The organism is Ottowia oryzae (genome assembly GCF_003008535.1).
GTDB lineage: Bacteria > Pseudomonadota > Gammaproteobacteria > Burkholderiales > Burkholderiaceae_C > Ottowia > Ottowia oryzae.
Map to the genome: position 1 here is coordinate 1,000,397 of NZ_CP027666.1, position 19,049 is coordinate 1,019,445.

Sequence of the window (19,049 nt, forward strand, 5' to 3'; positions counted from 1 at the left end):
GTGTCAGGGCGCGGCGGCCAGCGCGGTCTCTGCCACGCCTTTGCGGCCCGTGGCTTCGTCCACCACCTGCAGCTTGCTGCGCGCGGCGATAAAGCCCATCTTCACCTCTTGCCACACGCAGGTGGCCCAGTCAGAAGACATGCCTCAAAGCGTGTCCGGTTCATTGATCAGATCGCCCGCCAGCGCCCGTGGGTAAAGCGCTGGCAGCTATCTAATCGATAGTAATCGAGTCAGCTGCCGCTCAGGCCGCCATCTGCCCGTACGCCCATTCCACCCACGGCATCAGCGCGGCCACGTCGGCCGGGTCTACCGTGGCGCCGCACCAGATGCGCAGGCCGGCGGGGGCGTCTTTGTAGGCGTTGATGTCGTAGGCCACCCCTTCGGCTTCCAGCAGTTTGGCCAGCTGCTTGACCTTGTCGTCGGGCAGGTCCAGCGTCAGGCACACGCTGGTCCACGAGCGCGTCGCCTCGGTCTGCGCCAGAAAGTGCGCCCAGGGGTGCGTGGCGACAAAGTCTTCGATCACCTTCAGGCTGGCGCGGCTGCGCGCGATCAGCGCGGGCACGCCGCCCAGCTGGTCGGCCCAGGCCAGTGCGTCCAGGTAATCGGCCACGCACAGCATCGACGGCGTGTTGATCACGTCGCCCACGAAGATGCTTTCCATCAGCTTGCCGCCCGAGGTCATGCGGAAGATTTTCGGCATGGGCCAGGGCGGGGTGTAGCTTTCCAGCCGTTCAACGGCGCGGGGGCTGAGCACCAGCATGCCGTGCGCGCCTTCGCCGCCCAGCGCTTTTTGCCAGGAGAAGGTGGTCACGTCCAGCTTGTCCCACGGCAAATCCATGCTGAAGGCGGCGCTGGTGGCGTCGCACAGCGTCAGGCCTTGGCGGTCGGCGGCGATCCATTCGCCATCTGGCACGCACACGCCGCTGGTCGTGCCGTTCCAGGCGAAGACCACGTCGCGCGCGCTGTCCACCTGCGACAGGTCGGGCAGGGCGCCGTAGGGCGCGGTGTACACGTTCAGGTCGCTCAGCTTGAGCTGGTCCTTCAAGTCCTTCACCCAGGTCAGACCGAACGTTTCCCAGCCCAGCACGTCCACGCCGCGCGGGCCCAGCAGCGACCACATGGCCATCTCCATCGCGCCCGTGTCCGACGCGGGCACGATGCCCACGCGAAAGCCCTCAGGCAGGCCCAGGATGCGCGCCGTTTCGCTGCACGCCAGGCCCAGCAGCTTCTTGCCCAGCGCCGAGCGGTGCGATCGGCCCAGCGCGGACACGTCCAGGTTGGCAAGGTCGTAGCCGGGGCGCTTGGCGCACGGGCCGGACGAAAAATGAGGGACGCGGGGGCGAACGGCGGGCTTATCCATGGGGTGCAAAACTCAAAGCGCGGCCGCCCAGGTGAGCGGCCAAGCCCGCAATTTTAGGGCGCGCCCCATTTCGGCACGCCTTGCGGCGCCGAAAGCCCGGGCGGGCTACCTAGAATCGGCGGCATGAACTTTCTCGATCAGTTGCGCGCGGCCGAAAGCCAGAACCAGTCCATGCTGTGCGTCGGCCTGGACCCGGAGCCCACCCGTTTTCCTGCCGGCATCGCGCGCGACCCGGAAGGCATCTACGCCTTCTGCACCGCCATCGTCGAAGCCACGGCCGACCTGGCCATGGCCTTCAAGCCGCAGATCGCCTACTTCGCCGCGCACCGCGCCGAGGCGCAGCTGGAGCGGCTGATGCGCCGCATGCGCGAGATCGCCCCGCACGTGCCCATCATCCTGGACGCCAAGCGCGGCGACATCGGCAGCACCGCCGAGCAGTACGCCGCCGAGGCGTTCGACCGCTACGGCGCCGACGCCGTCACACTGTCACCCTTCATGGGCTTTGATTCGGTGCAGCCCTACCTGCGCTACAAGAACAAGGGCGCCTTCCTGCTGTGCCGCACCAGCAACCCCGGCGGCGACGATCTGCAAAACCAGCGCCTGGCCAGCGTGCAAGGCCAGCCGCTGCTGTACGAACACGTCGCCCGCCTGGCCCAAGGCCCCTGGAACCTGAACGGCCAGCTGGGCCTGGTGGTGGGCGCCACCTACCCGCAAGAGATCGAGCGCGTGCGCGCGCTGGCCCCCACGCTGCCCCTGCTGATCCCCGGCGTGGGCGCGCAGGGCGGCGATGCGGCCGCCACCGTCAAGGCGGGCTGGCGCGGCGACGCGGCGGGTGCCACCACCGGCCCCGTCATCGTCAACAGCTCGCGCGCGATCTTGTACGCCAGCAGCGGCGCCGACTTTGCCGACGCGGCGCGCGCTGCGGCGCTGGCCACGCGCGCCACGCTGCAGGCGGCGCGTGCCTCGGTGGGCTGATTATTCAAAATTGATAGCTGTCAGCGCACATGGGGTAAGCGCTGAAGGCGGTTTTCTTATCCAATCGCGGATGAGCCTGGCATGGCGGTGCCGCGCATGGCGCATGGGCGCAGTCACGGTGCGGCGGTAGGCCGCATGGCGACCACGTTGCGCGCGGCCGCAGCGGCCTTCACGCCCACGGCTCGACCAGCGCCTACAGCGCCCGCTGGTCAGGCTCGTATGGCATGACCAGGCTGGCGCGTGCCACGGCCTGGCGCGCCATCGCCCGGAAGGGTTCGGCCTTCTCCGGCGATGCGGCAGCCAGGCCTTCCAGCGCCTTGCACAGGCGCGTCATGACCTCGATCGCCGTGGCACCGTCGCGGGCCACGGCGCGGAAGGCGTCCTCCACCATGTCGTCCAGCGACGGCTGGGGCATGAAGACGCGCCCTTCGTCGTTACGGTCGATGCTGGCGGCTTGGTCGGCATCCTCGGCAGGCGCGAGGATCGAGAAAAACACCCGCTGCAAGGCGTTGATCGCGTCGATCGCGGTGCCGTAGTCGTTGCTGGTTGGCGGCAGCGCGCGGCACGCGATTTCGGACAGGGCGATCAGGCCCAGGCGTGGGTCGTGGTCGAACATCCTTCGCGGGTTCAGCTCGAACGCGCTGGCCCAGGCGGCTTGATCGGCGTCGTCTGGCGCATCGCCGGTCACCCACAGCAGCGGGCGATTCGGGTGCACCAAGGTACCCGGCAGGGCGACCACGTGCACGTTCACCTCGTGCTGGCGCGCCCTGGCCTGCAGCGCCTTGACGTTGATCTGCGTGACGTAGCCGGGCGCGGCGGTGTAGATGGCGTGGGCGCCCGGCGGGATCGCCGTGGCCGGGCGCGCGCCCAGATGCGGCGAGCGGCGGAACTCCCCGATGGCCGCCAGCGTCGCGCTTTCCACGCGGTTGATGGTGTCTGACGTGCGGCCAAAGCCCGTGATGTGCGAAATCCACCGCAGCAGCGTGATCGCGATCAGCAGCACCACGGCCAGCGTGCCCACGAAGAGGATGAGCCGCCCGCGCTCGCCGTAGTACCCGGTAGACAACGCAATGATGCCGACGATGGAGAAAAGAAAGGCGCCCAGGAAAGTTGACAGCGCTTCTTGCGACGTGGAATCGGCCATCAGCAGCTGCGTGGATCGCGGCGTGGCCTGCGACGCGCCGGAATACGCGCCGACCATCGTCGTGAGTGAAAACGTGGTCACCGCCAGCATCGAGGCCGCCAGAATCTGGAGGATGGAGCCGACCGCGTCCTGCCCCACGTTGGACTCAAACCCGTCGGGCAGCAACGGCGCCAGAAACCGCGCCACCAGCGCCAGCAACACACCGCAGATGCTGTAGACGACCGAGCGGAACCAGATGCGCCGCGTGAGCTTTTTCAACCAGAATCGCCAAGCGTTCATGCGCTTCCTCCTGCGGGGAATATAGCCCGCGCATGCCGGCCGCTGGCATGGCGCGGGCAGCCTGCATCAGGCGCGGGTGGTGCGTACCCGAAGGCGCGCCACTGAACGGGAAGCAGGATGCGGGAAGGGCGGCTCGGCCAGCGCCCGCGCGGCGCCAGCCCAAGGCACGGCAGGCCGCGTCAGCGCTGCACGCGCGCCGCTTCGTACAAGGGCATCACGCGCGGCACGCTGGCTTGCAGCGCGGCGATGCGGTCGGCCGATGCCGGGTGGGTCGACATGAAGGCCGGGCCGCCTCCGCCGCCCAGCTGCGCCATCTTCTGCCACAGCGTGACGGCCGCGCGCGGGTCGTAACCGGCGCGGGCGGCCAATTCCAGGCCGTACAGGTCGGCCTCGCTCTCCATGCTGCGCGAAAAGGGCAAATCCAGCGCCAGCTGCTTGCCCATGCTGGCCATCTGCGTGGCGCCGCTGCCCAGGCCCAGCAAGGCGCCGCCGATCGACACGGCCAGGTCGCCCGCGGCCGATTGCGACATCTTCTCGCGCGAATGCTCGCGCAGCGCATGCGCCATCTCGTGGCCCATCACGGCGGCGATCTCGTCGTCGGTCAGCTTCAGCTTGCGGATCAGGCCGGTGTAGAAGGTGATCTTGCCGCCCGCCATCACGTGCGCGTTGACGGTGTCTTCGTTGATCAGCACCAGCTGCCACGGCCAGCGGGCGGCGTCGGGCCGAAACGTGGCCACCTGCGGCACCAGCCGCTGCATGACCTTGTACACGCGCTGGTATTCCGGCCCGCTGGTGATCAGCGTGCCGTCTTTGCGCGCTTCGGCGTTCTGCTCGTTGTAGTACTGCAGCGACTACTGGCCAAGGGTGGGCACCGAAGTCGGTGGCGTGTTCCCGAGTGTGTAGCGCACTTCGCCGACCAATTGGCGGGGGGTGAAGTTGGATGTCAGGCTAACGTCCGCTCCTGTTCCTTCAAGCACCCGCAGGTTGGCGTCCTACGCGACGGTGGTGACCCCTGGCGTGCCCGCGCCATTGGCGTACCCGATAGAGATGGAGTTGACAGTCGAGCGAATCATGAACGCGTAGGTGTCACCGGCTGGCACGGGCGCGCTCAAGGCCAACGGAATGCTGTAGACGGTGCCCGACACCGCAGAAAAACTCGCGGTGGTGCCCAGCAACGTCCAACCTGAGGTACTGCTCGTGTGCCCGACATGTGAGCCGCTGCGGCCCCATATTTCGATTGAGGTAGTGCCCGAGCTGTTCATGTTGGTCGACAAGCCGGTGACGGTGAGCGCGTTGACGGCCTGCACGTCAAACATGAGGACGCTTTGGCTATTGTTGGAAGGGCCGGGCGCGACAACGGCCTGCGCCCAGGCTGCAGCGCTGAGCGCCCAGGCGGCGGCCATCAAGGCGAAACGTGCGATCCAGCGGGTCATGGGTGGCTTGTCCTGTCGAAGATGGGCGGAGGCTGTGCGAAAAGGCGCAGCGAAGTGGCGCCCAAGCCACACAATTGTAAGTCAATGTTCCGCTGAATACCTTAGAACAAACGACATATTGACGGATGGTGCATGCGCTGATCCGCCTGGAATCGCTCAAAGGCCGGTTGACGGCCCCTGTCGTGCGGCGTGGAGGCTGGCAAGCCTAGGGCAGGCGCAGATAAGGCCGCAGGTAATGCCCGGTGTGGCTGGCCGGGTTGGCGGCCACCTGCTCTGGCGTGCCTTGCACCACCACGGTGCCACCGCCGGCGCCGCCTTCGGGGCCCATGTCGATCAGCCAGTCGGCGGTCTTGATGACGTCCAGGTTGTGTTCGATCACCACGATGGTGTTGCCCGCGTCGCGCAACTGTTGCAGCACTTTCAGCAGCAGCTCGATGTCGGCAAAGTGCAGGCCGGTGGTGGGCTCGTCCAGCACGTACAGGGTGCGGCCCGTGTCGCGCTTGCTCAGCTCCAGCGCCAGCTTCACGCGCTGGGCTTCGCCGCCCGACAGCGTGGTCGCGCTCTGGCCCAGGGTGACGTAGGAGAGGCCCACGTCCAGCAGGGTTTGCAGCTTGCGCGCCAGCGTGGGCTGGTCCTTGAAGAAGGCGTGCGCTTCTTCCACCGTCATTTGCAGGATCTGGGCGATGTTGCGGCCCTTCCACTGCACTTCCAGCGTTTCGCGGTTGTAGCGCTGGCCGTGGCACACGTCGCAGGGCACGTACACGTCGGGCAGGAAGTGCATTTCCACCTTCACCACGCCGTCACCCTGGCAGGCTTCGCAACGGCCGCCGCCGCTGCTTTGCGGCACGTTGAAGGAAAAGCGCCCGGGGCCGTAGCCGCGCTCGCGCGCCATGGGCACTTCGGCCATCAGGTCACGGATCGGCGTGAAAAGGCCGGTGTAGGTGGCGGGGTTGCTGCGCGGGGTGCGGCCGATGGGGCTTTGGTCCACCGCGATCACCTTGTCGAACTGCTCGAGCCCCTCGATCGCCTCGTGCGGGGCGGCCTCGGCGTGCGCGCGGTGGATGGTGTGCGCCGCGGCGGTGTACAGCGTGTCGTTGACCAGCGTGGATTTGCCCGAGCCGGACACGCCCGTCACGCAGGTCAGCAGGCCCACCGGGAAGTCGACGCTGACGTTCTTGAGGTTGTTGCCGCTGGCGCCCACGATGCGGATGCGCCCTTCGATTTCAGGCAAAACACCGTCCTGGCGCCCGTCCGGTGTGCGCTGGCTGCTATCGTTTGAATAGCTTGGCGCGCGCCGCTTCGGAATGTCGATGCGCCGCTCGCCGCGCAAGAACTGGCCCGTCACCGACTTGGGCGACGCCGCCACTTCGTCGAACGTGCCCTGCGCCATGACCTGCCCGCCGTGCACGCCCGCGCCGGGGCCCATGTCGATCAGCTGGTCGGCCGCGCGCATCATGTCTTCGTCGTGCTCGACCACCAGCACGCTGTTGCCCAGGTCGCGCAGGTGCTGCAGCGTGCCGATCAGGCGGTCGTTGTCGCGCTGGTGCAGGCCGATGCTGGGCTCATCCAGCACGTACATCACGCCCGTGAGGCCGCTGCCGATCTGGCTGGCCAGGCGGATGCGCTGCGATTCGCCGCCCGAAAGCGTGTCGGCGCTGCGGTCCAGGCTCAGGTAATTCAGGCCCACGTCGTTCAGGAAGCGCAGGCGGTTGCCGATCTCGCGCACCACCTTGTCGGCGATCTCGGCCTTGGCGCCGTCCAGCTGCAGCGTGTCGAAGTAGTGCTTGGCCTCGCCCAGCGTGACGTGGCTGACTTCAAAGATGGCGCGGCGCTGCTCGCCTTCGCCCACGAACACGTTGCGCGCCTCGCGCCGCAGCCGCGTGCCGCCGCAGTCGGGGCAGGGTTGCTGGCCGCGGTAGCGCGCCAATTCTTCGCGCACCACGGTCGAATCGGTTTCGCGGTAGCGGCGCACCATGTTGGGCAGCACGCCTTCAAAGGGGTGCTTCTTGCTGACCTGCTTGCCGGCCTGCGCGCCGCTGTCGAAGGTGTAGGCGAACTTGATTGCCTCGTCGCCCGAGCCGTGCAGCACCACCTGCTGCACCTTGGCGGGCAGGTCTTCAAACGGCGTATCAACGTCGAACTTGTAGTGCTTGGCCAGCCCTTCGATCAGCGCAAAGTAGTAGCCGTTGCGCCGGTCCCAGCCCTTGATGGCGCCACTGGCCAGGCTGAGCGAGGGGAAGGCCACCACGCGCTCGGGGTCGAAATGGTCGGTCACGCCCAGGCCGTCGCAGGTCGGGCAGGCGCCAGCGGGCGCGTTGAATGAGAACAGGCGCGGCTCCAGCTCAGGGATGGAGTAGCCGCACACCGGGCAGGCGAACTTGCTGTTGAACAGGTGTTCCTTGCCGCTGTCCATCTCCAGCGCGATGGCGCGCCCGTCGGCCACGCGCAGCGCGGCTTCAAAGCTGTCGGCCAGGCGCGAGCGCATGTCCTCGCGCACCTTCAGCCGGTCGATGACCACGTCGATGTCGTGCTTTTCGGCCTTTTTCAGCGTGGGCAGCTCGGTCGCATCGACGATTTGGCCGTCGATACGAAAGCGCACGTAGCCCTGCGCCTGCATCTGCTCGAACAGCTCGGTGAATTCGCCCTTCTTGTCGCGCGCCACGGGCGCCAGGATCATCAACTTGGTGTCTTCGGGCAGCGCCAGCACGTGGTCCACCATCTGGCTGACGGTTTGCACCGTGAGCGGCAGGTGGTGGTCGGGGCAGTACGGCGTGCCCGCGCGCGCGAACAGCAAGCGCAGGTAGTCGTGGATTTCGGTCACCGTGCCCACGGTAGAGCGCGGGTTGTGGCTGGTGGCCTTCTGCTCGATGGCGATGGCGGGCGACAGGCCCTCGATCAGATCCACATCGGGCTTATCCATCAGCTGCAGAAACTGCCGCGCGTAGGCAGACAAGCTTTCCACATAGCGGCGCTGCCCCTCGGCGTACAGCGTGTCAAAGGCCAGCGACGACTTGCCCGAGCCGGACAGCCCGGTGATCACCACCAGCTGGTTGCGTGGCAGGTCGATGTCGATGTTCTTCAGGTTGTGGGTGCGCGCCCCGCGGATGCTGATGCGCGGCTCGCGCAGGGCCTGCGCAAGCGATCGGGTCGGTTCTTCGGCGCCGCCGCGGGCGTCGATGGGCAAAGGGTCTCTTAGCACGGATGGGTCCCCAAAGGGCAACCCAGCATTATCGGCGCTGCGGCACTTTCGCGCAGATGGGGCGCTGGTCGCTGAATGCGGGCGTGGCCAGGCGGCTGGGCAGGGTAGGCGCGGCGCAAACTGGCACGCGGTATCGGCGCGCGCCGGGGCGGGCCCCGGACAGGCGTAGAGTACGCACCCACGTCCAGGACATTCGGGGCACGGAAGACGGATTGATGCCGCACCTGCGGCGCTGTACCCCGCCCAGACGCTGCATTGATCCATCACAAAACCAAAGCGGAGATTTCCCCATGTTGACTGCCGAAGAACTGGAAGCCTCGGCCCACGCGCCCCGCCATTTGCCCTGGTACAAGGTGCTTTATGTCCAGGTGCTGATTGCCATCGTCCTGGGCATCTTGCTGGGGCAGTTCTGGCCCAGCCTGGGCGAGCAGATGAAGCCGCTGGGCGATGCCTTCATCAAACTGGTCAAGATGATCATCGCGCCGGTGATCTTTCTCACCGTGGTCACCGGCATCGCCGGCATGAGCAACATGCGCGCCGTGGGCCGCGTGGCGGGCAAGGCCATGGCGTACTTCCTCACCTTCTCGACGCTGGCGCTGATCATCGGCATGATCGTGGCCAACACGCTGCAGCCTGGCCACGGCATGCACATCGACCCGGCTTCGCTGGATGCGTCCAAGGTCACTACGTACGTCAACAAGGCGCACGATTCGACCATCACCGGCTTCTTGATGAACATCATCCCCGAGACGCTGGTCAGCCCGCTGGTGGGGGGCGACATCCTGCAGGTGCTGTTCATCGCGATCCTGTTTGGCGTTTCGCTGGCCATGGTGGGCGACCGTGGCGCGCCGGTATTCAACCTGCTTAACGCGCTGGCAGTGCCGGTGTTCAAGGTCGTCGCCATCCTGATGCGCTTTGCGCCCATCGGCGCGTTCGGCGCGATGGCCTTCACCATCGGCAAGTACGGCATCCACTCCATCGGCAACCTGGCCTACCTGGTGGCCACGTTCTACGTCACCTCGCTGCTGTTCGTGCTGGTGGTGCTGGGCGCCGTGGCGCGCGCGTGCGGCTTCTCCATCCTCAAGCTGATCCGCTACCTCAAGGATGAGCTGCTGCTGGTGCTGGGCACCAGCTCGTCGGAATCTGCCCTGCCCAACCTGATGCACAAGATGGAAGCGGCCGGCTGCGGCAAGCCGGTCGTGGGCCTGGTGATCCCCATGGGCTATTCGTTCAACCTGGACGGCACCAACATCTACATGACGCTGGCGGCGCTGTTCATCGCGCAGGCGCTGGACATCCAGCTCACCCTCACGCACCAGATCGTGCTGCTGCTGGTGGCCATGCTCAGCTCCAAAGGCGCAGCGGGTGTCACGGGCGCGGGTTTCATCACCCTGGCAGCCACGCTGGCGGTGGTGCCCGAGGTGCCAGTGGCCGGCATGGCGCTGATCCTGGGGGTGGACCGCTTCATGTCCGAATGCCGTTCGCTGACCAACTTCGTGGGCAACGCCGTGGCCACGGTGGTGGTTTCCAAATGGGACAAGCAGCTGGATACCGCCCGCCTGAATGAGGTGCTGAACAACCCCGGCCTGGTGCGAGAACCAGCGCTGCAAGCCGCGTCGGCCGCCGACTGAGGCCGAGGCGCCGCTCAAAAAACCAAAAGGGCCGCAGCACAGCGGCCCTTTTGCTATTGAATTAGAAGCTGCCAGCGCCCGCTACAACTGCGCCAGAGCCTGATTTGGCTCCAAAGTCTCGGCCTGCGCGATCACCCCGCCGCCCAGGCACACCTCGCCGTCGTACAGCACCGCGCTTTGGCCCGGCGTGACGGCCCATTGCGGTTCGGCAAAGCGCAGCACGCGGCTTTGCGGCGTGGGGCCGGCGGCCAGCGTGCAGGCCGCGTCCTGCTGGCGGTAGCGCGTCTTGGCGGCGTAGGCGCCGGGCGCGGGCGGCTCGCCTGCCGTCCAGGACAGGTCGTCAAACACCAGCGCGGGCGACAGCAGCCACGGGTGGTCGTGGCCCTGCACGGCGTACAGCGTGTTGGTGGCCATGTCCTTGCGGGCGACGAACCAGGGCGAATGGTCGCCACCGCCGCGCTGGGCGCCCTTGGCCTTCACGCCGCCGATGCCCAGGCCCTGGCGCTGGCCCAGCGTGTAGAACGAAAGGCCCACGTGCTCGCCAATCTTGCGGCCCCGCTCGTCCTTGATCGGGCCGGGCTTCGTCTGCAGGTAGCGGTTGAGGAATTCGCGGAAAGGCCGCTCACCGATGAAGCAGATGCCGGTCGAATCTTTTTTCTTGGCGTTGGGCAGGCCGATCTCGGCGGCGATGCGGCGCACCTCGGTCTTGTGCAGCTCGCCCACGGGGAACAGCGTCTTGGACAGCTGCGGCTGCGTCAGACGGTGCAGGAAGTAGCTTTGGTCTTTGCTCGGGTCCAGGCCCTTGAGCAGCTCGTACCGGACCGCGTCGGTCCGTGGCGCCCCATCCCGCGCGGTCGCGCGGGATGTCTCATGCGACCCCAGGGGCTCGCCCGAGTCCGCTGCGACGCAGCGAACTCGGGCGTAATGCCCGGTGGCGATCTTTTCGGCGCCCAGGCGCATGGCGTGGTCCAGAAAGGCCTTGAACTTGATCTCGGCGTTGCACAGCACGTCGGGGTTGGGCGTGCGGCCGGCGGAGTATTCGCGCAGGAACTCGGCGAAAACGCGGTCTTTGTAGTCGGCCGCGAAGTTGACGTGCTCGATCTCGATGCCGATCACGTCGGCCACGGCGGCAGCGTCCACGAAGTCGACGTTGGACGAGCAGTATTCGCTGTCGTCGTCGTCTTCCCAGTTTTTCATGAAGATGCCGACCACCTCGTGGCCAGCCTGCTTGAGCAGCCAGGCGGTCACGGCGGAGTCCACCCCGCCCGACAGCCCGACCACGATGCGTTGCTTGGCTTGCATGGGCTGAATTATCCGCACATGCCCGAAGTGGGTGAGTACATACGGGTTATCGATCATGGCGGGGCAGGGCGCGGCTCGGCACACTTCGCCGCACCCCCTATTCAGGGGGTATCTCCAATTGGGCGCCAGCCGATCCCGGCCACGCAGAGCACGTGGCCGATGCGATCGCCAGCGGCCCGCCTGTCTCCACCTTAGGGGTTCCGTTGATGAAGTACACGAATTTTCCGTGGCGCGCGCTTGCGCGCCCGATGGCCGTGGCCGCCGCTGCGCTGTGCTGGATGGCCATGGGCTTGCCGGCGCACGCCGACATCCTGATCGGGCAGACCACTTCCGTGACCGGGCCGGTGGCGGCCAGCGTGGGCGAAACCCTGGTGGGCGTGCACGCTTACCTGGACCACGTCAACGCCCAGGGCGGGGTGAACGGCGAAAAGATCAAGCTGATCACGCTGGACGACAACTTCAAGCCGCCGCGCGCGGCCGAAAACGCCAAGAAGCTGATCGAGCAGGACAAGGTGGTGGCGCTGTTCATGACCCGCGCCACCCCTCACACGGAGGCCATCCTGCCGCTGCTGGCGCAGCACAAGCTGGCGCTCATCGCGCCTTCCACCGGGGCGATGGTGTTTCACAAGCCGGTGAACCCGTACGTCTTCAACGTGCGCTCCAGCTACCAGGCCGAAACCGAGCGGGCCATTCGCCACCTGTACAACATCACGCTGGAGCGCGTCGCCGTGGTGCACGTCGATGACAGCTTCGGCGCCGATTGCCTGGCCGGCGCCATGAAGGGCTTTGAAGCGGCGGGGAAAAAGCCGCTGACCGTGATCAAGGCCGACCGCGAAAAGCCCGACTACCCGGCCATCGTGAAAGAGCTGACCGCCAAGCAGGCCCAGGCGGTGCTGTGGATCGGCTCCAGCACGGCGGTGAGCGAGGGCGTCAAGGCGCTGCGCCAGGCGGGCTCGGCCGCGCAGGTGGTCACGGTGTCCAACAACGCCTCGTCCGGCTTCATCAAGCAACTGGGCACGTATTCGCACGGGGTGGTGGTGTCGCAGGTCTTCCCCAGCGTGCGCGCGCTGGGGCTGCCGCTGAACCGCGAGGCCAATGCGGTGCTGAACGGCAAGAACGAGCTGACTCCGCAGGTGATGGAAGGCTTCGCCAGCGCCAAGGTGCTGGTGGAGGCGCTGCGCCGCGCCGGCCCCAACCCCACGCGCGAACGCATCATCGACGCGCTCAACCGCATGGACAAGTACGACCTGGGCGGGCTGAGCCTGGGCTACAGCCCCACCGACCACACCGGCCTGGACTACGTCGATCTGGCCATCATCGACCGCAACGGGCGCTTTCAGCACTGAGGGAGTGCTGGCGCTACCCTCGGCGGCCAGTACAGTCGCGCCATGTCGTGGCTGCGCGGTATCGTCTTCTCTATCGGTCTGGCGGGTTTCCTGCTGTTTGGCGGCGCGTGGTTAGCGTCCATCGTCGCGCCGGGTTGGGTGGAGCAAGTCGGCCGCGAGCTGGTGCGCCAGCAGGTGGAAAAGCGTGTCGGCGAGAAGCTGCAGGTGCTGGACCAGTCCGCGCTGGTGGGCCTGGCGCGCCGCTTGGGCGGGGCGCAGGCGCAGCGGGCCGAACAGGCGGCGCGCCAGTTGCGTGAGCAGCTGCCCGCCAAGGTGGCCGAGGTGACGGCGCGCATGCGCCAGCTGGACTGCGAATGCCGCCGCCAGATCGAGCGCCGCCTGGAAGGCGGCCTGCTGGCCGATTTGGCCGATGCCACGCGTCTGCAGCAGCGGGTGGAGGGCATGATCCGCACGCAGTACATGGACACGGCGGGCCAGTTGATCCGCGAATTCCGCATCTTCACTGGCGCCAATGCGCTGGTGTTTGCGCTGCTGGCGGCGGCCGTGCTGGTGCGCCCGCGCGCGGGCTGGCATTTGTTGCCGGCCGCCGTCGTCCTGGTGCTGGCGGCCGGCGTGACCGCCTATCTGTACCTGTTCAACCAGAATTGGCTGCACACGGTGGTGTTCAGCGACTACGTGGGCTGGGCGTACTTCGCGTACCTGGGCGTGGCAGCGGGCCTGCTGGCCGACGTGGTGTTGAACCGGGGCCGTATCGTCGGCAACGTGTTGTCCAGCGTGGGCGACATCTCCGTCTCGCCCTGCTGAAGGCGCGGGGCGAAGCGATCAGTTGGCGCGCAGGAAGAACAGCGCACTCATCACCAAGCCGGTGACGATCACGATGGTGCGCACCCAGGCCACGGGCAGGCGCTTGGCCAGGCGGGCGCCGGCAAAGCCGCCCAGGGTGGCGAACACGGCCATCAGCAGCGCCTGCTTCCACACGATGGCGCCGCCCAAGGCAAAGGCGGCCACCGACAGCACCGACAGCACGAAGGAATTGAGGTTTTTCAACCCATTGACCGTGTGCAGCCGCGTTTCGCCCACCAGCAGGTACAGCGCCATCAGCAAAATGCCCAGCCCGCCGTTGAAGTACCCGCCGTACAGCGCCACCAGCGCCAGCGCGGGGTAGCGCCAGCGGGCCAGGCTGCCTTCTTCCTCGCTGCCGCCGGCCCAGCGGGCGATGCGCGGGCCGAAGGCGAACAGCGCGGTGGCAAACAGCAGCAGCCAGGGCACCACGCCGGCGAACACCTTGGCGGGGGTGACCAGCAGCAGCAGCGCCCCGGCCAGCCCGCCCGCTGCGCAGATCAGCATCTCGCGCACCAGCTGGCGGCGTGGCAGGGCGGCCAGTTCTTGCCGAAAGCCCAGTGTGCTGCCCAGGTAGCCGGGGCACACGGCCAGGGCGCTGGTGGCGTTGGCGGCGATGGGCGGCACGCCGGTGTAGACCAGCGCTGGAAAGGTCAAAAACGTGCCGCCGCCGGCGATGGCGTTGAGCACCCCTGCCGCAAAGGCGGCGCAGGCAAGCAGCAGGAACTGGGTGGTGGCGTCCATGGCGGGGTTGAGGGTGGGTACGCGGGGGATGGAAGGGCGAGTGGGCGATCGCTCGGGCTTGCGCTTGGCACTCGCTCAGGGTTGGCGGGTTGGTAGTATCAATTTGATAGCTGCCAGCGCTCATCCATTGGGCGCTAGAGGCAGTTTTTATGATGAATTGTTTGACGACGCCTGCACCACGTTCAACCCGCGCCGCCGCCCAGCGCGCTGGCGTCGGTGTGCACGGCGGACAGGTCGAAGCGTTGGCCGCGCAGGTGGTCTTGCACGCAGCGCCACACCAGGGGGCTGCGGTGGCGGTCCTGGCTGGCCTGCACCTCGGCGGGGGTCATCCACAGCGTGCGCACGATGCCTTTGTCCAGCGCGTGGCCGGGCAGCGGGTCGCTGGCGCTGCCGCAAAAGGCAAAGCGCACCCAGGTAGTGGGTGCGCCTTGCGCGTCGGGTGAGGCGGCCAGGTACACGCCCACCAGCGCTTCGGGGGTGAAGCGGCGGCCGGTTTCCTCCAGCGCTTCGCGCACCGCACCGTCCTGGGGCGCTTCGCCGGGCTCAAGGTGGCCCGCCGGCGTGTTCAGGCGCAGGCCGTCGGCTGTGTGCTCCTCGACCAGCAGGTAGCGGCCCTCCTGCTCAATCACGGCGGCCACCGTCACGCTGGGTTTCCATCGCTCTTTGCTCATGCGCGAATTATCGGGCCGCGGTTTCGGCCCGCGCGGGCGGGGCGTCGCGCAGGGGCCAGGGGGGCGTGCGCAAGGCGCGGGGCGTCTGTTAAGCTCCCCTCCGAAGTGCTGATGACAGGGGTGCCAACCTGGCGCCCGTTCTTATCTGAATCAAGAGGAGACGTGCCATGCTGATCGGCGTGCCCGCTGAAACGGCGGCTGGAGAAACCCGCGTGGCCGTCACTCCGGAGACCGCCAAGAAGTTGGTCGCTCAAGGTCATCAAGTGGTGGTGCAGTCGGGCGCGGGCCTGCGTGCCAGCGTCACCGACGAGGCCTATCAAGCTGCCGGCGCACAGATCACCGACGCCAGCCAGGCATTGGGCGCCGACATGGTGCTGAAGGTGCGCCTGCCTTCGGGCGACGAGGTGGCCCGCATGAAGCCCGGCGCCGTGCTGGTCGGCATGCTGGAGCCGTTCAATGCCGAAGGCCTGCAGCGCCTGGCCGCCGCCAACCTCACCGCCTTCGCGCTGGAAGCCGCGCCGCGCACCACGCGTGCGCAGAGCATGGACGTGCTGTCCAGCCAGGCCAACATCGCGGGCTACAAGGCCGTGATCACCGCAGCCGACCACTATGCCAAGTTCTTCCCCATGCTGATGACGGCCGCCGGCACCGTGAAGGCGGCGCGCGTGGTCATCCTGGGTGTGGGCGTGGCGGGCCTGCAGGCCATTGCCACGGCCAAGCGCCTGGGCGCGGTGATCGAAGCCAGCGACGTGCGCCCCAGCGTGAAAGAGCAGATCGAATCGCTGGGTGGCAAGTTCATCGACGTGCCCTACGAAACCGCTGAAGAAAAAGAAGCGGCCGAGGGCGTGGGCGGCTACGCCAAGCCGATGCCCGCCAGCTGGCTGGAGCGGCAAAAGGTCGAAGTGGCCAAGCGCGTGGCGCAGGCCGACGTGGTTATCTCCACCGCACTGATTCCTGGGCGCGCCGCGCCGGTGCTGATCACCGAAGAGATGGTCAAAAGCATGAAGCCCGGCTCGGTCATCGTGGACATGGCTGCCGGCAAGGGCGCGCCCAACGCCGACGGCACCGTGGGCGGCAACTGCCCGCTGACCGAGGCCGACAAGATCGTTCAGAAACACGGCGTCACCATCGTGGGCGACACCAACCTGGCGGCCCGCGTGGGCGCCGACGCCTCGGCGCTGTACGCGCGCAACGTGCTCGACTTCCTGAAGCTGGTGCTGCCGCCGGCTGCCAAGGGCGAGCCCGCGTCCGACTTCCGCATCGACATGGAAGACGACATCGTCGCCGCCACGCTGATGGCCCACCAGGGCGCCGTCACCCGCCGCTAGGGCGCGGGCTGCCGCACATTGCAACCGATTTCTTCCTGGCCTAGAAGCACGCCATGACTTTTACGTTGACGAAGCCGGCCCGCCCGGCACTGGTTTTTTCTGCCGTGGCGCTGGCTGCGGCGCTGGCCGGCTGCGCCGCGCCCGGCGCGATGCCCACCGGGCCTGCGCCCGCCACCGACGCGGGCACCAGCCAGGGCACGCGCGCGCCGCTGATCACGGTGCCGCCCACCAGCATCGGCAACTGGATCGATCTGGGTGAGTTCAACGCCCCCTGGCTGGCGGGCGACTCGCCCGTGCCCGTCACCGGGCCGAATGCCCCCACCCGCGTGGCCGGCTGGCGGCGCGAGGACGGGCGCTGGCTGGCCATCGTGCTGGTGCAAACCGCACCCGCCAACGGACCCCAGTGCCCGCTGGCCAACAACCAGGAAGTGGTGGCGGGTGGTGACGACGGGCACTGCCTGCGCATGCGCCGCAACGCCGATTACGACGGCTGGATGGCGCGCCAGAATTCGGTGCTACACCAGTGGCTGGCCGCCCGCGGCTGGAGCGCGCTGCCGCGCAGCTGGGTGGCGTACCGCGTGCCCAACGAATCGGGCCCCGCGCTGGAGGTGCACGCGGTGTTCGACCCGAACCTGATCGAGCCGGTCACCCGCAACCCCAACGATTTCCTGATTGCCGGCGCGCCGGGCACGCAGTGGGCGCGCCAGCTGGGCGCGGCCGCGCGCGAAGCCGGCAGCACCGGCCGCCTGGCGGTGCCGCAATTCCCGTATACACCGCGCGTTGCCGTGGCCCCCGCGCCCGCGCCAGTGGTCACGGCGCCGCCACCTGCCCGCGCCACCCAGCTCACGCCCGCGCCCAGGCCGCTGCCAGAGCCGCGCGCCGACCGCGAGTGACGCCCTTGACCCGCCCAGCCTGACACCCCAAGCCCGCCGGAGACTGCCATGGACATCGTGTCGCCCACGCTCATTAACCTGACCATCTTCGTGCTGGCCATCTATGTGGGCTACCACGTGGTCTGGACGGTCACCCCCGCGCTGCACACGCCGCTGATGGCGGTGACCAACGCCATCTCGGCCATCGTCATTGTCGGCGCCATGCTGGCTGCGGCGCTGACCGAAGGCGGTTTCGGCAAGGCGATGGGCGTGGCGGCCGTCGCGCTGGCGGCGGTGAACATCTTCGGTGGCTTCATGGTCACCCGGCGCATGCTGGAGATGTTCAAGAAAAAAGATAAAAAACCGGCGCCAGCGCCGGCCAAATAAGCGCAAGTCGCTATCAAAAGAGGAGACAACCCAATGAGCATGAACCTCGTGGCGCTGCTGTACCTCATCGCCAGCGTCTGCTTCATCCAGGCGCTGAAGGGCCTCAGCCACCCCATCACCTCCATCCGCGGCAACCTGTTCGGCATGGTCGGCATGACCATCGCCGTGCTGACCACGGCGGGGCTGATCGTCAAGCTGTCGGGCAGCGTGGCGGGCCTGGGCTGGGTGCTGCTGGGAATGGTCGTCGGCGGGGGCTACGGCGCCTGGCGCGCCAAGACGGTCGAGATGACCAAGATGCCCGAGCTGGTGGCGTTCTTCCACAGCATGATCGGCCTGGCCGCGGTGTTCATCGCCGCCGCCACGGTGGCCGAACCCTGGGCTTTTGGCATTGCCGATCACCCGGTCAACGGCGTGGGCGGCCAGATTCCTGGCGGCAACCGGATCGAGCTGGCGCTGGGCGCGCTGATTGGCGCGGTCACCTTCAGCGGCTCGGTGATCGCCTGGGGCAAGCTGTCGGGCAAGTCGAAGTTCCGCCTGTTTCAGGGCGCGCCGGTGGTGTTTCCGGGCCAGCACTGGCTGAACCTGGCGCTGGGGCTGGCGGCCGTGTTCTTCATCTACGGCTTCTGGCATTCGCAAAGCGCGATGGACTTTGCCCTGGTGTGCGCGCTGGGCTTCGTCATCGGCGTGACGCTGATCATTCCCATTGGCGGGGCCGACATGCCGGTGGTGGTGTCCATGCTCAACAGCTATTCGGGCTGGGCGGCGGCGGGCATCGGTTTCAGTCTGAACAACAACATGCTGATCATTGCCGGTTCGCTGGTGGGCAGCTCGGGCGCCATCTTGAGCTACATCATGTGCAAGGCCATGAACCGCTCGTTCTTCAACGTGATCCTGGGCGGCTTTGGTGGTGAAGCGGCCGATGCAGGCGGCGCGGCCAAGGAGCAGCGCCCGTACAAAACCGGCAGCGCCGACGACGCGGCCTTCATGCTCAGCAACGCCGACAGCGTGATCATCGTGCCCGGCTATGGCCTGGCGGTGGCGCGCGCGCAGCACGCCGTGAAAGAGCTGGCCCAAAAGCTGACCGACAAGGGCATCGACGTCAAATACGCCATCCACCCCGTGGCCGGCCGCATGCCCGGCCACATGAACGTGCTGCTGGCCGAGGCCGAGGTGCCCTACGACCAGGTGCACGAGATGGAAGACATCAACGGCGAATTCGGCCAGGCCGACGTGGCCATCATCCTCGGCGCCAACGACGTGGTGAACCCCGCCGCGCTGGAAAAAGGCAGCCCGATCTACGGCATGCCCATCCTGGACGCCTACAAGGCCAAGTCGGTCATCGTCAACAAGCGCTCGATGGCCGCAGGCTACGCGGGGCTGGACAACGACCTGTTCTACATGGACAAGACCATGATGGTGTTTGGCGACGCCAAGAAGGTGGTCGAGGACATCGGCAAGGCCATCGAATAAGCCTGCGCCGCCGCCAGGGTCTGGGCGGCGCGGCAGCACCCGGCCCGGCAGAATGCGCCATGCGAGCG

At 67.4% G+C, this 19,049-nt stretch carries 17 protein-coding genes; 8 read left to right on the forward strand and 9 right to left on the reverse strand.

The features are described from left to right. Positions 1–3 precede the first annotated feature (3 nt). Together C6570_RS18120 and C6570_RS04620 are read right to left on the reverse strand one after the other, a co-directional pair. Positions 4–141, reverse strand: coding sequence for a hypothetical protein (locus C6570_RS18120; RefSeq protein ID WP_164675454.1), 138 nt, complete (start codon positions 139–141; stop codon positions 4–6). Positions 142–241: 100 nt separating this feature from the next. After that, positions 242–1,360: a phosphoserine transaminase gene (locus tag C6570_RS04620; protein WP_106702176.1), complete on the reverse strand. Its 1,119-nt coding sequence runs from the start codon at positions 1,358–1,360 to the stop codon at positions 242–244. Between the two features lie 123 nt (positions 1,361–1,483). On the opposite strand from C6570_RS04620, the gene pyrF reads away from it, so the two are divergent. After that, positions 1,484–2,335, forward strand: a complete 852-nt coding sequence (gene pyrF / locus C6570_RS04625) for an orotidine-5'-phosphate decarboxylase (RefSeq protein ID WP_106702177.1) — start codon at positions 1,484–1,486, stop codon at positions 2,333–2,335. 193 nt (positions 2,336–2,528) lie between these two features. Here the strand turns inward: pyrF and C6570_RS04630 are convergent, their stop codons facing one another. From C6570_RS04630 to uvrA, 4 genes are all read right to left on the reverse strand, one after another. After that, positions 2,529–3,758 (reverse strand): DUF2254 domain-containing protein, encoded by a 1,230-nt coding sequence (locus C6570_RS04630; RefSeq protein WP_106702178.1) that lies wholly within the window; start codon positions 3,756–3,758, stop codon positions 2,529–2,531. 179 nt (positions 3,759–3,937) lie between these two features. Beyond that, positions 3,938–4,528, reverse strand: coding sequence for a M48 family metallopeptidase (locus tag C6570_RS04635; RefSeq protein WP_211297645.1), 591 nt, complete (start codon positions 4,526–4,528; stop codon positions 3,938–3,940). Positions 4,529–4,750: 222 nt separating this feature from the next. Further along, positions 4,751–5,191, reverse strand: coding sequence for a hypothetical protein (locus C6570_RS04640; protein ID WP_106702180.1), 441 nt, complete (start codon positions 5,189–5,191; stop codon positions 4,751–4,753). Positions 5,192–5,396: 205 nt separating this feature from the next. Continuing rightward, positions 5,397–8,375 carry an excinuclease ABC subunit UvrA gene (gene uvrA / locus C6570_RS04645; RefSeq protein ID WP_245896298.1) on the reverse strand — a complete coding sequence of 993 codons (2,979 nt, stop codon included), beginning with the start codon at positions 8,373–8,375 and terminating at the stop codon, positions 5,397–5,399. Between the two features lie 305 nt (positions 8,376–8,680). Between uvrA and C6570_RS04650 the strand changes: the two genes are divergently transcribed. Continuing rightward, entirely contained in the window at positions 8,681–10,021 is a 1,341-nt protein-coding gene (locus C6570_RS04650) for a dicarboxylate/amino acid:cation symporter (protein ID WP_106702182.1), read from the forward strand. An 81-nt stretch (positions 10,022–10,102) separates the two neighbouring features. Here C6570_RS04650 and mnmA read toward each other — a convergent pair whose 3' ends face one another. Beyond that, positions 10,103–11,323, reverse strand: a complete 1,221-nt coding sequence (gene mnmA, locus C6570_RS04655) for a tRNA 2-thiouridine(34) synthase MnmA (protein ID WP_106702183.1) — start codon at positions 11,321–11,323, stop codon at positions 10,103–10,105. 206 nt (positions 11,324–11,529) lie between these two features. Between mnmA and C6570_RS04660 the strand changes: the two genes are divergently transcribed. Together C6570_RS04660 and C6570_RS04665 are read left to right on the forward strand one after the other, a co-directional pair. Continuing rightward, a complete protein-coding gene (locus C6570_RS04660; RefSeq protein ID WP_106702184.1) occupies positions 11,530–12,669 on the forward strand; it encodes an ABC transporter substrate-binding protein in 1,140 nt (379 codons plus the stop codon). A 42-nt stretch (positions 12,670–12,711) separates the two neighbouring features. Further along, a complete protein-coding gene (locus tag C6570_RS04665) occupies positions 12,712–13,473 on the forward strand; it encodes a hypothetical protein (RefSeq protein ID WP_106702185.1) in 762 nt (253 codons plus the stop codon). 18 nt (positions 13,474–13,491) lie between these two features. Here C6570_RS04665 and C6570_RS04670 read toward each other — a convergent pair whose 3' ends face one another. Next, positions 13,492–14,253 (reverse strand): sulfite exporter TauE/SafE family protein, encoded by a 762-nt coding sequence (locus C6570_RS04670; protein WP_106702186.1) that lies wholly within the window; start codon positions 14,251–14,253, stop codon positions 13,492–13,494. A gap of 182 nt (positions 14,254–14,435) precedes the next feature. After that, complete coding sequence (locus tag C6570_RS04675; protein WP_106702187.1) at positions 14,436–14,924, reverse strand: NUDIX hydrolase; 489 nt, start codon at positions 14,922–14,924, stop codon at positions 14,436–14,438. Positions 14,925–15,091: 167 nt separating this feature from the next. On the opposite strand from C6570_RS04675, the gene C6570_RS04680 reads away from it, so the two are divergent. The 4 genes from C6570_RS04680 to C6570_RS04695 are packed head-to-tail and all read left to right on the forward strand — an operon-like array spanning position 15,092 to position 18,981. Continuing rightward, positions 15,092–16,252 (forward strand): Re/Si-specific NAD(P)(+) transhydrogenase subunit alpha, encoded by a 1,161-nt coding sequence (locus C6570_RS04680; protein ID WP_106702188.1) that lies wholly within the window; start codon positions 15,092–15,094, stop codon positions 16,250–16,252. 53 nt (positions 16,253–16,305) lie between these two features. Further along, a complete protein-coding gene (locus C6570_RS04685; protein ID WP_106702189.1) occupies positions 16,306–17,145 on the forward strand; it encodes a hypothetical protein in 840 nt (279 codons plus the stop codon). Between the two features lie 48 nt (positions 17,146–17,193). After that, positions 17,194–17,511: a proton-translocating transhydrogenase family protein gene (locus C6570_RS04690; protein WP_106702190.1), complete on the forward strand. Its 318-nt coding sequence runs from the start codon at positions 17,194–17,196 to the stop codon at positions 17,509–17,511. A gap of 33 nt (positions 17,512–17,544) precedes the next feature. After that, complete coding sequence (locus C6570_RS04695) at positions 17,545–18,981, forward strand: NAD(P)(+) transhydrogenase (Re/Si-specific) subunit beta (RefSeq protein WP_106702191.1); 1,437 nt, start codon at positions 17,545–17,547, stop codon at positions 18,979–18,981. Positions 18,982–19,049: the final 68 nt, after the last annotated feature.

Bases quoted from the DNA above. Each gene is read 5' to 3' on its own strand.
- C6570_RS18120 (WP_164675454.1), bottom strand. From the start codon at position 141: ATGTCTTCTGACTGGGCCACCTGCGTGTGGCAAGAGGTGAAGATGGGC.
- mnmA (WP_106702183.1), bottom strand. From the start codon at position 11,323: ATGCAAGCCAAGCAACGCATCGTGGTCGGGCTGTCGGGCGGGGTGGAC.
- C6570_RS04660 (WP_106702184.1), top strand. From the start codon at position 11,530: ATGAAGTACACGAATTTTCCGTGGCGCGCGCTTGCGCGCCCGATGGCC.
- C6570_RS04665 (WP_106702185.1), top strand. From the start codon at position 12,712: ATGTCGTGGCTGCGCGGTATCGTCTTCTCTATCGGTCTGGCGGGTTTC.
- C6570_RS04630 (WP_106702178.1), bottom strand. From the start codon at position 3,758: ATGAACGCTTGGCGATTCTGGTTGAAAAAGCTCACGCGGCGCATCTGG.
- C6570_RS04670 (WP_106702186.1), bottom strand. From the start codon at position 14,253: ATGGACGCCACCACCCAGTTCCTGCTGCTTGCCTGCGCCGCCTTTGCG.
- pyrF (WP_106702177.1), top strand. From the start codon at position 1,484: ATGAACTTTCTCGATCAGTTGCGCGCGGCCGAAAGCCAGAACCAGTCC.
- C6570_RS04675 (WP_106702187.1), bottom strand. From the start codon at position 14,924: ATGAGCAAAGAGCGATGGAAACCCAGCGTGACGGTGGCCGCCGTGATT.
- C6570_RS04680 (WP_106702188.1), top strand. From the start codon at position 15,092: ATGCTGATCGGCGTGCCCGCTGAAACGGCGGCTGGAGAAACCCGCGTG.
- C6570_RS04650 (WP_106702182.1), top strand. From the start codon at position 8,681: ATGTTGACTGCCGAAGAACTGGAAGCCTCGGCCCACGCGCCCCGCCAT.
- C6570_RS04690 (WP_106702190.1), top strand. From the start codon at position 17,194: ATGGACATCGTGTCGCCCACGCTCATTAACCTGACCATCTTCGTGCTG.
- C6570_RS04685 (WP_106702189.1), top strand. From the start codon at position 16,306: ATGACTTTTACGTTGACGAAGCCGGCCCGCCCGGCACTGGTTTTTTCT.
- C6570_RS04640 (WP_106702180.1), bottom strand. From the start codon at position 5,191: ATGACCCGCTGGATCGCACGTTTCGCCTTGATGGCCGCCGCCTGGGCG.
- C6570_RS04620 (WP_106702176.1), bottom strand. From the start codon at position 1,360: ATGGATAAGCCCGCCGTTCGCCCCCGCGTCCCTCATTTTTCGTCCGGC.
- C6570_RS04695 (WP_106702191.1), top strand. From the start codon at position 17,545: ATGAGCATGAACCTCGTGGCGCTGCTGTACCTCATCGCCAGCGTCTGC.